The 13,542-nt window shown below is 39.0% G+C and carries 11 protein-coding genes; 6 read left to right on the forward strand and 5 right to left on the reverse strand.

Annotation, left to right across the window (positions count from 1 at the left end; translation table 11 throughout):
- Nucleotides 1-77: 77 nt before the first annotated feature.
- The 4 genes from IEX65_RS27100 to IEX65_RS27115 all read right to left on the reverse strand — a co-directional run bounded on the left by IEX65_RS27100 (nt 78) and on the right by IEX65_RS27115 (nt 3,207).
- Nucleotides 78-728 carry a response regulator transcription factor gene (locus IEX65_RS27100; RefSeq protein WP_188771395.1) on the reverse strand — a complete coding sequence of 217 codons (651 nt, stop codon included), beginning with the start codon at nt 726-728 and terminating at the stop codon, nt 78-80.
- Between the two features lie 48 nt (nt 729-776).
- Nucleotides 777-1,586 carry a sensor histidine kinase gene (locus tag IEX65_RS27105; protein WP_188771397.1) on the reverse strand — a complete coding sequence of 270 codons (810 nt, stop codon included), beginning with the start codon at nt 1,584-1,586 and terminating at the stop codon, nt 777-779.
- Between the two features lie 708 nt (nt 1,587-2,294).
- A complete protein-coding gene (locus tag IEX65_RS27110; protein ID WP_188771399.1) occupies nt 2,295-2,708 on the reverse strand; it encodes a hypothetical protein in 414 nt (137 codons plus the stop codon).
- A 304-nt stretch (nt 2,709-3,012) separates the two neighbouring features.
- Entirely contained in the window at nt 3,013-3,207 is a 195-nt protein-coding gene (locus IEX65_RS27115) for a cold-shock protein (RefSeq protein ID WP_188771401.1), read from the reverse strand.
- Between the two features lie 200 nt (nt 3,208-3,407).
- On the opposite strand from IEX65_RS27115, the gene IEX65_RS27120 reads away from it, so the two are divergent.
- Nucleotides 3,408-3,638, forward strand: a complete 231-nt coding sequence (locus IEX65_RS27120; protein ID WP_188771403.1) for a PspC domain-containing protein — start codon at nt 3,408-3,410, stop codon at nt 3,636-3,638.
- A gap of 92 nt (nt 3,639-3,730) precedes the next feature.
- On the opposite strand, the gene IEX65_RS27125 is transcribed toward IEX65_RS27120, so the two are convergent.
- Nucleotides 3,731-6,340, reverse strand: coding sequence for a DNA gyrase/topoisomerase IV subunit A (locus IEX65_RS27125; protein WP_188771405.1), 2,610 nt, complete (start codon nt 6,338-6,340; stop codon nt 3,731-3,733).
- 214 nt (nt 6,341-6,554) lie between these two features.
- Here IEX65_RS27125 and IEX65_RS27130 point away from each other — a divergent pair, with 214 nt between their 5' ends.
- The 5 genes from IEX65_RS27130 (at nt 6,555) to IEX65_RS27150 (ending at nt 13,524) form a co-directional block, all read left to right on the forward strand.
- The gene (locus IEX65_RS27130) at nt 6,555-6,785 is read left to right on the forward strand and encodes a hypothetical protein (protein WP_188771407.1); all 231 of its coding nucleotides are present in this window, start codon (nt 6,555-6,557) and stop codon (nt 6,783-6,785) included.
- Nucleotides 6,786-6,902: 117 nt separating this feature from the next.
- Nucleotides 6,903-9,257, forward strand: a complete 2,355-nt coding sequence (locus IEX65_RS27135; protein WP_188771409.1) for a TonB-dependent siderophore receptor — start codon at nt 6,903-6,905, stop codon at nt 9,255-9,257.
- 76 nt (nt 9,258-9,333) lie between these two features.
- Nucleotides 9,334-10,509, forward strand: coding sequence for a PepSY-associated TM helix domain-containing protein (locus IEX65_RS27140; RefSeq protein ID WP_188771411.1), 1,176 nt, complete (start codon nt 9,334-9,336; stop codon nt 10,507-10,509).
- Complete coding sequence (locus IEX65_RS27145) at nt 10,502-10,963, forward strand: Fur family transcriptional regulator (protein ID WP_188771413.1); 462 nt, start codon at nt 10,502-10,504, stop codon at nt 10,961-10,963. The genes IEX65_RS27140 and IEX65_RS27145 overlap by 8 nt, the downstream gene beginning before the upstream one ends.
- Nucleotides 10,964-11,097: 134 nt before the next feature.
- Complete coding sequence (locus IEX65_RS27150; protein ID WP_188771415.1) at nt 11,098-13,524, forward strand: TonB-dependent receptor; 2,427 nt, start codon at nt 11,098-11,100, stop codon at nt 13,522-13,524.
- Nucleotides 13,525-13,542: the final 18 nt, after the last annotated feature.

Raw genomic sequence — 13,542 nt, forward strand, 5'->3', positions numbered from 1 at the left:
AGGACAACTCCATTTCGCCTTAATAGGGTTCAACCCTACTTCGCTCGGCACATGCAACGTCTCTACAAATTATTGAATCAAACCAAATTATTTCTAATAGCATACGCCACCAAGCCGGCTGTATTCTTTAGCCCAAGTTTTTCCATCATTCTGAGGCGGTGGCCTTCAACCGTGCGTGGGCTGAGCGACACTATATCACCGATTTCGGCCGTTGTTAGCCCTTCACAGATATATTTTAAAACCTGTATTTCACGCTCCGAAAGGTCAGTTTTATAATTAAATATTTTGCTTTCTTGCTGAGGTTTACGGTTCATTTTGCGAAGCATAATTTTGCTCACAAAATCGCTGAAATATATATCTGTTTCGTTTACCTTTCTGATAGCTTTTTCTACTTCTTCGGGGTCGGTGTCTTTCAATAAATAGCCATTTGCACCGATTTCCATCAAATGCAACACAAATTGGTCTTCGTCTTGCATCGAAAGTATCAAAACCTTCGTATCAGGAAATTGGGCTTTTACGATTTCGGTAGTTTTTATGCCGTCGAGAATAGGCATTTGTAAATCTAATAATACTACGTCGATTGTCTGATTTTGGAGTTTGTCAATAAACTCTTGACCGTTGGTAGCTTCCATAACTACCTCAAAATCAGGTACTTGCTGAAGGATTGAAATCATTCCTTTGCGGAATAGATTATGGTCGTCAACGACCGCTAATTGTATCTTTGACATGGCAGTATAGGGTACGAGTTTAAAGAAAACTTCTCTAAACACTGGTTGTTAAATAGGTATTTCGATAGTTGTTTTTGTGCCTTGTCCTACTGTGGATTTCACTTCAATAGTGCCATTAATTACGCTCAGACGGCTTTCCATATTACGAAGTCCCAAGCCTGATTTAGGGTCATTGCGAATGGCAGCAAAATCAAAACCTTTACCATCATCGGTAAAGTTAAATATTATCTTATTGTTATTCTTCGCCAGCGTTAAAGTTATTTCGGTAGCCTCCGAGTGCTTGAGTGCATTGTTGACCAATTCTTGGATAAGACGATAAATTGTCAATTCAATTTTTTTATCGAAACGCTCTTTTTCTGAGATTCCTTCGTGACTAAAAGTAAAAGATGTAGTAGAAGCTAAATGTACTTTTTGGATAAATTCGTCGATAGAAAGTATAAGGCCGAATTCTTCGAGAGTGCTGGGTACGAGTTCTTTAGATATACGGCGAACTTGCCCGATTGATTGTTCGAGTAATTCACGAGTTTGTTTTCCCATGACAGCCAAATCTTCTGCGTTATCGAGTTTACGGAGGAGTTGGTTGAAACTCATTTTGGTAACCGAGAGCATCGCTCCAACCTCATCGTGTAGGTCTTTTGCAATTCGGATACGCTCTACCTCTTGTACTTCAAGGGCCGACTCAAGCATTTGGCGTTGCATTTCGTCTTTAAGCTCCTGCATTGCTTTTTGCTGCTCAAGGTCACGTCGGAGTTGCTGTTGTTGATAATAAGCCACAAAAATAACCAAACCAACACCCATCAGTAAAAGTATTCCTGTACCGATTACAATTAGCGTAGATGAGTCGTTGGTATTAATCATAGTGTACTTATAAAAAATTTAGATTGGGTATAAAATTACTTCTTTTCGTATTTGCTAACAATAAAAGCTACACAAATTAATAACCTGAAGAGAATATTGATTACTGAGATAATATCATAGAACAGCATGAATTTGTCATGTGGTGCGGTTGATGATAGTATTTGCTCGCCAAAAAGGAAGATAATTATACTACCCGTAGAGTATATCGTGAGGGTAGCACTGAGCCAAAATGGGGGGTGTAATAAAATATTCTTTACAGATATTTCGGAAAGAAGGGTATTGAAATAAAGAAATACCAATACCATATAGCATAGCCTATTGAAGACATAAGGTATAAAGGCGAATTCCGTTGCACGAAATTTAAATATACCGATGCTAAAAATTGTGATTAATAGTACCAATAAAAAGTTCTTTTTCAGAGGCTGTTTGGCAAGCATCCAAAAAATAAAGCACATAGTACTTACCTCAATAATTTCGAGAATATTGAAAATATTAAGATTATTTACCCATTTGACCGATAGCCAAGTGGAGTAAATATCTCCAATAAAGTGTATTACCGAGAAGTAAAAGAGTACTTTAAGCTCTTTTGATAAATACTTGTAGTAAATAATACCAAATATAACGGGGAAAATCGTAATGATATCAGATGTCGCCGTTATTGGGTATTTGTTGTATAAATACATGTATCTGTCCCACATAGGCTAATCCTTATATTTCGTTGCAATCTTGAGGACATGGTAGGCCACCACCAACACCGCCGCCATTAGGTTCATCTTTTAAAGCTGAAGCATCTATTTCAATATCTTTACCGTTTTCATCAACTGGTACTAAGAATAAACGTGGGCGTAGTTTGCCGCCTTCTTTGATAGTGCCGTCTTTATCTTCGGGGGCGTGACCGTAGTAGATTCTGATGCCACCAACTTCTTTGCCTCCAATATTTTTTAGTAGTTTTTCTAATACGTTTCTTCCAAATAATTCGGCTCTTCTTACCTCTCCATTGTCATCGTGAAATACATCAGAAGCAGCTTTTTTCCCTTTGACATGGGCAACATGATTTTTTACATGGCCTTGAATATCCTTTTTTTGGAAGAATGTTCCAGCATTTAATATTTTGTCTTTCATGACTTTTAAATAAATTTTAACAGTATTAGTGTTTGAGCGAGTATTTACTTTGAGTTATTCAAAAATATAAAAAAAACAATTTGTGCAAAAGTATAGATATGTTAGGTTTTTATTTAAATATCTCATTATAAGTGTTTTGTCGTAAATCCACGTATTAATTTTAGTAAAATTACCTGATGAATAGCGTAAAAATACGTATTGCTTGATACGTAAAAATACGTAGTCTTTAGCGAAATAAAAACCCCTCAAATCTTTTCAGAATGAGGGGTTAAGTAATGAGGTCAATTCTTAACTTAGAAAAAAACTATATTCTTTTCACGTTAACGGCATTTAAACCTTTACGCCCTTCGACAGTTTCGAACTCGACACGGTCGTTTTCACGAACCTTTACGCCGTTTAAGCCCGTCACGTGAAGAAAAATTTCTTGTCCTGAAGCATCATCAACAACAAATCCAAAGCCTTTAGTTTCGTTGAAGAATTTTACTGTACCTGTTTGCATTGAAATTAAATAAATTAAAAGAGTAAATAAATGAAATGCAATGTACGTATTTTTTAAGAAAAAACAAGTTTTCAAGAAAAATATTTTTGTACTAAACCAATATTTGATTGTACAAAATCTTAGTGTATATTATTATTTTATTGTTAAACTCTTGACAAACACGTTTTTTTCACTAACTTCGTATTCACTTTTTCAAAACAATGCTAAAAACAGGAAGATTTAGATACTTAGTTGAAAACCAACTTTTTGGGGTTTGTTCTCGGCTCGGCGAAAAGCTCAACTTTTCGGCAGGGAGTATTCGCATATACTTCATTTACGCATCGTTCTTTACATTCGGCTCACCAATTATTATTTATTTGGTACTCGCTTTTTGGATGGAAGTCCGAAAACACCTTCGCCGCCGACAAAATCCCACAGTTTGGGAGTTTTAAGTTAGTCAATAGTCGATAGACCACAAGTCCACGGTGAAAGACTGGAAACTTGGAGACTTCCCAAGTCTTTGAGACTTAGGAAGTCTATTCAATCAAAACAAAGCTAATTGTTTGTCATCATCTTGATTATCAATGTTTTCTGAGTCGATGTCTGAAATATTATCTTCTGACTGTTGACCGTTGACTGTGACTTGTGGACTAACAACTACTTCTTCGGGTTTTGGTTCGAGTTGTTTTACTTCCAACACTTCATAAGCATTGATTTTCTGTCCGATAGCTTTCCAGCCACGTACTTCTACAAATTCATCGACCAAAATTGTTTGGGTTTCGATAGCCGCTTTTTTATCAGCTTTGGTTTTTATTTCAAAACGAGGATATTTATCTAAGCAGGCCGTAAGCAAACGAGAGTTTTTGGTGTCAGAAATAAACAAGAATTTCTTATCCATCGTAGTAGTTTCAATCTTGAAACGTTTGATGTAATAAATCTTGTGTTCGCCCTCGTAGTGTAAGCACGAAATTGCTCTTTCTGGCTCGTATTTTACAACTTTCAGAATATCTTTTTGCTCGTAGCGGTTCGTTAGCTCAAAGTTCGTAAACTCATATTGACCATCTTTATAGATAACCAAAATCTTATCTTCCGAGCCAAAATTGCCCAAATATTGCCCGTGTTCGTCACGGTTGAGTTTTCCGATTACTGCATCGAACCAAATATCTACTCCACCAAGGGTTGATTTACCCACCGATTTCAAGACAATTTTACGCACTGGGAATTTCGTCAGAACATTCCCCATCGAACTACGATTTTTGATGGCTAATGTCGAGAAATCCCAATCGAATTGTTTCTTTTTGGCGGTCGAATTGGCCGTAAGATTTACCGCAACGGTTTCGGCTTCGCCATTATCATTGGCCGTAAAATACAATATTTTTGATTTCGGATTTCCCATCGAAACATCGTATTCTTTATCACGAGTGATACCCGTCACGAAGAAACGCTTTGCGTAAGATGTACCAGATTTTCCGTCGAGATAAACCGCATTATAGATTTTACGCTCATCGTTTTTGCGGAAAACCGAGCAGTAAATAATGTCTTTTCCTACGAATACTTTCTCTTGGATTTTAGTAATGACATATTTGCCGTCACGTTTGAAAGCAATGATATCATCAATATCCGAGCAGTCCATCACGTATTCGTCTTTTTTCAAGCCATAGCCAATGAAGCCTCCTTCACGGTCAACGTAAAGTTTTTGATTGTTGGCTGCCACTACGGTTGCTTGAACTGACTCAAACTGACGAATCTCGGTTTTACGCTCACGTCCTTTTCCGTATTTCTTCAATAATTCTTTGTAGAACGAAATCGTGTAGCGAACAATATTGGCTAAGTTATCTTCCACTTCGGCCAATTCATCGAGCAAGCGTTTCATTAATTCATCTGCCTTGAAAGAGTCGTATTTTGATATACGTTTGATTCTGATTTCGAGCAAACGAAGCAAATCATCTTCTATAATTTCACGGTAAAAATCTTTTTTGTAAGGCTCTAAACCTTTATCGACAGTTGCCACCACATCCTCAAAAGTCGTACACTCTTCAATGTCACGATAGATTTTATTTTCGATAAAAATCTTTTCAAGCGAGCTATAAAGCAATTTTTCTTTGAGTTCGTGACGCTTGATTTCGAGTTCACGTTGAAGCAAATGTTTGGTTTGCTCCGTACATTCTTTCAGAATATCGCTGACAGTGACGAAATGCGGTTTGTTATCAATGATGATACAAGCATTAGGCGAAATAGAGTTTTCGCACTCAGTAAATGCAAAAAGTGCATCAATCGTAATATCAGGCGAAGTATTGGGTGCCAAATGGATGATGATTGAAACATCTTTGGCCGTATTATCTTCAACTTTTTTGATTTTTATTTTTCCCGCATCATTGGCCTTGATGATAGAGTCAATGAGCGTTGCGGTAGTTGTACTGAACGGAATCTCTTGGATTTCGAGGGTTTTCTTGTCGATTTCGGCAATTTTTGCACGAACTTTAATTTTTCCGCCACGTCCGCCATCGTTATAGTTCGTTACATCAACCAAGCCGCCTGTCAAGAAATCGGGGTAAAGTTGAAATGGTTCTTTTTTCAGATAAGCGATTGATGCTTCGCACAACTCAATGAAGTTATGGGGCATCACTTTGGTCGAAAGACCTACGGCAATACCTTCAACACCCTGAGCAAGTAGGAGCGGAAACTTAGCTGGAAGATTAACAGGCTCACGCTTACGGCCATCGTACGACATCTGCCATTCGGTGGTATCTTCATTAAATAACACATCGTTGGCAAACTTCGATAAACGCACCTCAATATAACGTGGAGCTGCAGCACCATCGCCCGTACGAACATCGCCCCAGTTTCCTTGGGTATCGAGCAAAAGGTTTTTTTGTCCCATCGACACAATGGCATCACCGATAGAAGCATCGCCGTGTGGGTGATATTGCATACTCGAACCAATCACGTTGGCCACTTTATTGAAACGTCCGTCGTCCATTTCTTTAAGGGCGTGCATGATACGGCGTTGAACGGGCTTCAAACCATCTTCGATGGCAGGCACGGCACGTTCGAGAATTACATACGACGCATAGTCGAGAAACCAAGTCTCAAACATATCGTCAATTACTTCTTTTTGTTGTAGGGGGTCGTATTTGGAAGTTTCGTCACTCATAATAGTCTGTTAGCGAAAGCATAATAATATAAGGCAAATATAGTAAAAATGGTATTATTTATTGATTTTTTGACAATATGAGTTTTTTATTTAGAAATATTCTAAATAATGTTTGTGATTTTAAAATTCACTTTTACCTTTGTGTTATTATTTAGAATTAGTCTAAATAAATATAATTTCAATTTTAAAATTAATTCTGATTATAATCTGAGCCATGAAAACAATCAATTTCTTAGTCGATTTGCAGCAGTCAGTTAGTTTACAAAATCTTAAGAGCGAACTAAATACAGTAGGAGTGAGGGCTTTTACGATTGATTATGTGAAGCAGCAAATTTCAATCGTGAGTTCGGATGAAATAAAAGATGAAACGATTGATTGTGCAGTAAGGAAAGCAGGTTTTGACTGTAAGTGTTTTCGGGTGTGTAATCATACCGACTGTCTGTGAATCAGCTAAATATCTAAACCTAAGCCTAAAAAGACCTCGTTTTCGGGTGACATCGAAAACTGCCAAGACCCTAAGTCTGCACACTTTTTTAATTTTTATCTAAATCACTAAAGAAAAATGAAAAGTAAATTTATTAAAACTGGTATTCTCTTATTTATAAGTTCATTGCAAGTTGTTTTTGCCCAAAGTGGCATTATAAAAGGAAAAATCACGACATCTGATGGAAAACCCGCCGAGTTTGTAAATATAATTTTGAAAGGTACGACCAAAGGGGCTGTTGCCGATGTAGAGGGGAATTACGAGATTAAAAATATAAAGGAAGGTAACTATACTATACAAGCTACATTTGTTGGTTTGAAAACTGCATCAAAAAAAGTAACGATTGAGAATGGGCAAACTGCAAATCTTGATTTTGTATTGGAAGCCAACGCCAGTCAATTGCAAGAGGTTTTAGTAACGGCAAATCCGAGCAAATACGTAACCGATTATCCTTCTATTTCACTTCGATTGAAGACTCCATTGCTCGAAATTCCACAAAATATTCAGGTAATCACTCGCCAGAATCTACAAGACCAACAGATTTTTGATATGCAAGAAGGCGTGATACGCAACGTGAGTGGGGCTACTCGCTCTGAACACTGGGAAAACTATGCACGTATTGTGATGCGTGGCTCACGGATTGCGGCTTTCCGTAATGGAATGAATGTGCAGGCTACATGGGGGCCACTCAATGAAGACATGAGCATGGTTGAGCGTATCGAATTTGTAAAAGGCCCTGCGGGTTTTATGTTGGCCAGTGGCGAACCGAGTGGTTTTTATAATGTAGTTACAAAAAAGCCAACTGGCATAACGAAAGGCGAAGCCAATATGACAATTGGGAGTTTCGGGACGTATCGCACGACGGTAGATTTGGATGGTTTATTGAGCAAAGATGGAAAATTGCAATATCGTTTAAACGTAATGGGGCAAATGAAAGGTACGCAACGAGCCTTTGAATACAATAATCGTGTTTCGATTGCTCCAGTCATTAAATATCAAATCAATCCGAATACTTCTATTACGGCCGAATATACTTATCAAGGCGTAAATATGTCGCCATTAGGTTCGAACTACATTTACTCGCCAAATAATTTAGGCGATGTTGCTGCTGATTTTACTACGCTGGAGTCGAATATGGCTCCAACCAAAATCAATGACCAGTCACTATTCGTGACGCTCTCGCACAGCATCAATAATAATTGGAAATTTACCGGACAAATTGCTTACATGAATTTCAGTCAAGTAGGCTCAAGCCTCTGGCCGTCGGGTTTCAAAGGCGATACATTGCAAAGAGCCACATCGGTTTGGGATATTTTGGGACAAACTCGTGTAGGTCAGTTTTTTGTGAACGGCGATGTTGAAACTGGTAGAATCAAACACCGTATTTTGGCGGGTGTTGATATGGGCGATAAAGATTATTACCACGATTGGGCTCAGGGCGGAGCAATTGTTGGCTCACAAGGATTTAATGTGTATAACCCAGTTTTTGGAAAAGTACCTGCCTCGGCGTACCCTAAATTCGACCGTAGCCTAAGCATTCGTGAGCGTGGTGTACATTATAATAATCTTTACACCGCACTTTATGCCCAAGATGAAATCAGACTTTTAGATGATAAACTTCGCTTTACTTTAGCAGGAAGATATACTTCAACTGGCGATGAAGACCCGTATTCGGGAAAAGTTACGGCAGGGAAATTTACCCCGAGAATTGGTGTGAGCTATTCGCTCAATAAAAATACTAGCGTGTATGCGGTTTTAGATGAATCGTTTATTCCGCAGGCGGGGGCGTCATATACTGGCAAAAAATTCGACCCGATTACTGGCACAAACAAAGAAATTGGCTTTAAGCGTGAATGGCTCGATGGCCGTTGGACGGCTTCTGTAGCGGCTTACCAGATTACAAAAAATAATGTACTGACGGCCGACCCTGTCAACCAATTCTTCTCGGTGCAACTTGGTCAAACCAAAACCCAAGGAATTGAATTTGATGTGCGTGGACAAATATTGACCGGTTTAGACGTAACAATGAATTATGCCTATACCGATGGAAAAGTGACAAAAGATACCGAAAATCAGCAAGTTGACCGCCAGTTGCCAGGAACAGACAAACACATTGCGAATGCTTGGCTTAGCTACCGAGTGCCAAGTGGAGCTGCACAAGGCTTGGGGCTTTCGTTGGGAATTTCGCACGCAACGGGAAGAACTTCGTGGTACTCGGAATATGATAAAACTATTGACCCAGCGATGCCAAGTTATACACGTTTCGATGCCGCAGCTTCTTATCAATTCGGGAAATTTGGGGTGGCTCTTAATGTAAATAATTTATTCAACGCTGATGTTATTTCGGGGGCTTATTATTCATGGAGTAAATTTTACTACTGGCAAGCCGAAGCCATGAGAAATACTCGTTTGAGTATCAATTATAAGTTTTAAAACCATTATAAAAAACACTTCTAAGCTCCCCTCTCCAATTGGAGAGGGGCTGGGGGTGAGGTGAAAAAATCAACAAATGAATTTCAAAAAAATCATAGGTAACCGAATCGTCGGACAGTTACACCTTTGGCTGGGGCTTTCGACTGGCTTGGTGGTGTTTGTGGTCAGTATTACGGGTTGTTTGTATGCGTTTCAGCAAGAAATTCAAGATGCTACGCAGCCTTTTCGATTTTCAAAAGTAGAGAATCGTGCCGTTTTGCCACCATCTGCTTTTGAAGCGGTAGCCAGAAAAAAATTGCCCAAAGCTCATTTACACGCCATTAATTATCCTGCAAAAGGCCGTAGTGTAGAGGCTATTTTTTATGGTTTTGAGCCAGAGCATTATTATATCATTTATCATAATCCATATACTGCCGAGGTGATTCATGTGCAAAACATGGAAGAAACTTTCTTTCATTGGGTGCTTGATGGGCATTATTATTTGTGGCTTCCGCCCCAAATCGGCCAGCCGATAACTTCGTATGCTACGCTGATTTTTGTTTTTATGCTCATTTCGGGTATCATTCTTTGGTGGCCAAAAAACAAAGCAGCAGCCAAACAACGCTTTTGGTTTCGTTGGAAAGATGCTACTCAGTGGAAACGCAAAAACTACGATTTACACAATATTTTAGGGTTTTATAGTTCATTTTTATTACTGGTCATTGCTGTTACGGGTATTTTCTTCGGCATTCAGTGGTTTACTTCTATTGTTTATAAAACTCTTGGCGGAAACAAAGAGTTGTTGTTCGTAGAGCCAGTTTCTCAGCAACCCATTGCTACCGATTTCAAGAAGCCAGCGACCGATTTAATTTGGGAAAAAATGAAAGCCGAACATCCCGATGCGGTTTCACTCGAAGTTCATGCTATTGAATCTGATTCTTCGGCGATTGGAGCAAATGTAAACACCCGTGAAGGAGTTTATTGGAGTACCGACTATCGTTATTTCGACCAATATACTTTGAAGGAAATCTCAGTAAACAATGTTTATGGTCGACTGAAAGATGCCAAAATTGCGGATAAGTTAATCAGAATGACGTACGATATTCATACGGGTGGAATATTGGGTTTTTCGGGAAAAATTTTGGCGTTTTTGCTTTCGCTGGTTGCGGCAAGTTTACCAATTACAGGCTTTTACATTTGGTGGGGGAGACGCAAGAAAACGCACAAAGGAAAGTTGAATAACCACATGATAAACGATATGAGACATGTTTGAGCAAAATCATTATAGAGAAGTAAAGGCAATTTTAGATGCCAAGATTGAAGAGTTGGGGCTTCGGAAGACAGTTGAACGATATAAAATCTTAGAAGAAGTATATAAGCGTGACGACCATTTTGAGGCTGATGAACTATATTTTGCTTTTGTAGAACGTAATTTTTCAGTAAGCAAATCGACCGTTTATAACACGCTTGATTTACTTGTAGAGTTGGGACTCGTAAATAAACGCCAGTTTAATGGTTCGCACGCAGCTCGCTACGAAAAGTCCTTTGGCCGAAAACAACACAGCCATTTAATTTGTGTGGATTGTAATCGAGTATTTGAGTTCTGCGACCCACGCCTACAAGCCATTCAAGATTCAATCTCTCAATTCTACCAGATGCCTATCATCGAGCATTCGTTGATTATATACGGTCAATGCCAACGAGAAAACTGCCAGAAAAATGGGTAGTCCAGAAGCAGTTATGCTTATCTGTAAAATTCCTTATTTAAAATTAATCTAAATAAATCCTTGCTCATTAAAATTTCGTATTTACTTTTGCAGTGTTATTTAGAATTGGTCTAAACAAAAATAAGAATACTTAAATGAAGTCTTTAATTTATACAATTTTACTTTCTCAGTTGGTGGTTTTTGCCGCTTTTGGACAAAAAGCAGCTATCAATGGGAAAGTTACGGATGGGGCGAAGCAAGCGATTGTGGGAGCGAGTGTGACTTTGAAAGGAACGGTGAGAGGAGTACAGACCAACACCAACGGAGAATATGTGATTAAGGGTTTAAGAAATGGCGAATATACACTTGTAGTATCGAGCGTTGGTTTGAAAAATAAAGAATTGAGTTTTACACTTCAAGAAAACGAAGTAAAAAGTCTTGATTTTGAGTTAGAAGACGAAACTTATACTTTGAAAGACATTCAGGTAGTAGCAAGCCGTGGAGTAAGAGGAAACGAACATTTAGCCGAAGTTGATGGCTATTCGATTAATGCCACAAAGAAAAATGAAGTTATTAAACTCGATAACCTTAATGCCAACTTGGCAATGAATAATAGCCGTCAGATTTTTAGTCGCACGCCGGGTATTTCGGTTTGGGAAAACGATGGTTCGGGTATTCAGTTGGGCGTGGCATCTCGTGGTTTGAGTCCGAATCGTTCGTGGGAGTTTAATGTAAGAATGAATGGCTACGATATTACACCCGACCCAATGGGTTATCCAGAAGCATATTATACGCCACCAATGGAAGTGGTTGACCGCATAGAAATTGTCCGTGGAGCATCTTCACTTCAATATGGGCCACAGTTTGGCGGTTTGATGAATTTTGTACTTCGTAAACCTGATATTTCTACTCGTGTGACGGTCGAGTCGCAGAATACAACTGGAAGCAATGGTTTGTTCAGTACATTTAATTATATCGGTGGTACAGAAGGGCGTTTGAGCTATACGGCTTATTATCAAAAACGTTTTGGCAATGGCTGGAGAGATAATAGCTATTACAACACCGACCACGCTCACGCCGAATTGAGTTATGCCATCACGAATAAGTTTAAGATTGGAGCAGAAGCAACATACATGACTTACAAAAGTCAGCAAGCAGGTGGCTTGACCGACGCTCAGTTTGCTCAAGATGCACGCCAGAGTGTACGTAGTCGAAACTGGTTTAGTACGCCTTGGTTGGTTCCTTCGCTTTCAGCTGAATATATTTTTAGTGAGAAAACAAAACTGAGTTGGAAAGCCTTCGGTGTAATTGCCGAGCGTAGTAGCGTTGGAAATGTTTCGGCCATCACGACGGTTGATAATTTGACATCTAACCGACAAGTTGACAGAGATTATTATAATAATTATGGTTCAGAATTACGCTTCATCACAGATTATAAATTGTTGGGTTTAAACAATACCCTTGCGAGCGGATTGAGGTATTATAACGGAAACATCGACCGCAAACAACAAGGAAAAGGCACAATTAGCCAAGACATGGAATTTAATATCGAAGGCGACTATCCACGCGATTTAGACTTTAATAATATCAATAAAGCGGCTTATTTTGAGAATATTTTCCGCCTGAACAAGAAATTTTTAGTAACAGCAGGAGCAAGAATAGAAAATATCAGCTCGACCATGCAAGGGCGTTTTAGCCTATCGAATGGTGTTGCCAATAATCTTACATCGATTACCCGAAATCGTAGTTTCTTACTTTTTGGTGGAGGTGCTGAGTATCACCTGACCGAGCAATCAGAGTTTTATAGCAATATCTCGCAGGCCTATCGCCCAGTTTTGATTTCTGACCTTACACCTCCGGCTACAACCGATGTGATTGACGAAAATCTACAAGATGCTCGTGGCTATAATTTTGATTTCGGATACCGTGGCAAAGTAGCTAATTACTTGAACTTCGATGTTGATTATTTCTATGTGAATTACAATAACCGAATCGGAACAATCACACAAACCAATGCGGCCAATCAACGTTATCAATTCCGCACCAATTTAGGTCGTTCGGTAAGCCAAGGTTTTGAGGGTTATATAGAATTCGACCCGATTACGGCTTTCTTCAAAAAATCTAAAATTGGTTATGTGAGTATGTTTGCTTCGATAGCCTACATTGATGCAACTTACCGTGATTTCAAGACAACTTCGGTAGTGAACGGACAGGTAGTAGAAGGAAATCTTTCTGGAAAAAGAGTTGAAAATGCTCCTCGTAAAATCAACCGTTTTGGTATTACCTACAACAAAAAAGGCTTCTCGGTTACGTGGCAGATGAGCGATATTGGCAAAGCTTATGCCGATGCTTCGAATACAGAAGTTGCCAATGCTGCCGCTACAACTGGCGTAATTCCAGCTTATACCGTACAAGACCTTTCGGCGAGTTTCAAATTCTTGAAGCACTACAACTTTAAAGCAGGTGTAAACAACCTCACCGACGAACGTTATTTTACACGTCGTGCGGGTGGGTATCCAGGCCCAGGAATTTTACCAGCCGATGGCCGTACATTCTACATTTCAGCAGGATTTAAGTTTTAATAATCAATAGTTAGCAAA

The organism is Emticicia aquatilis (genome assembly GCF_014644295.1).
Lineage (GTDB): Bacteria > Bacteroidota > Bacteroidia > Cytophagales > Spirosomataceae > Emticicia > Emticicia aquatilis.

Coding starts and splice junctions, on each gene's coding strand:
- IEX65_RS27100 (WP_188771395.1), bottom strand. CDS start 728: ATGTCAAAGATACAATTAGCGGTCGTTGACGACCATAATCTATTCCGC.
- IEX65_RS27105 (WP_188771397.1), bottom strand. CDS start 1,586: ATGATTAATACCAACGACTCATCTACGCTAATTGTAATCGGTACAGGA.
- IEX65_RS27110 (WP_188771399.1), bottom strand. CDS start 2,708: ATGAAAGACAAAATATTAAATGCTGGAACATTCTTCCAAAAAAAGGAT.
- IEX65_RS27115 (WP_188771401.1), bottom strand. CDS start 3,207: ATGCAAACAGGTACAGTAAAATTCTTCAACGAAACTAAAGGCTTTGGA.
- IEX65_RS27120 (WP_188771403.1), top strand. CDS start 3,408: ATGCTAAAAACAGGAAGATTTAGATACTTAGTTGAAAACCAACTTTTT.
- IEX65_RS27125 (WP_188771405.1), bottom strand. CDS start 6,340: ATGAGTGACGAAACTTCCAAATACGACCCCCTACAACAAAAAGAAGTA.
- IEX65_RS27130 (WP_188771407.1), top strand. CDS start 6,555: ATGAAAACAATCAATTTCTTAGTCGATTTGCAGCAGTCAGTTAGTTTA.
- IEX65_RS27135 (WP_188771409.1), top strand. CDS start 6,903: ATGAAAAGTAAATTTATTAAAACTGGTATTCTCTTATTTATAAGTTCA.
- IEX65_RS27140 (WP_188771411.1), top strand. CDS start 9,334: ATGAATTTCAAAAAAATCATAGGTAACCGAATCGTCGGACAGTTACAC.
- IEX65_RS27145 (WP_188771413.1), top strand. CDS start 10,502: ATGTTTGAGCAAAATCATTATAGAGAAGTAAAGGCAATTTTAGATGCC.
- IEX65_RS27150 (WP_188771415.1), top strand. CDS start 11,098: ATGAAGTCTTTAATTTATACAATTTTACTTTCTCAGTTGGTGGTTTTT.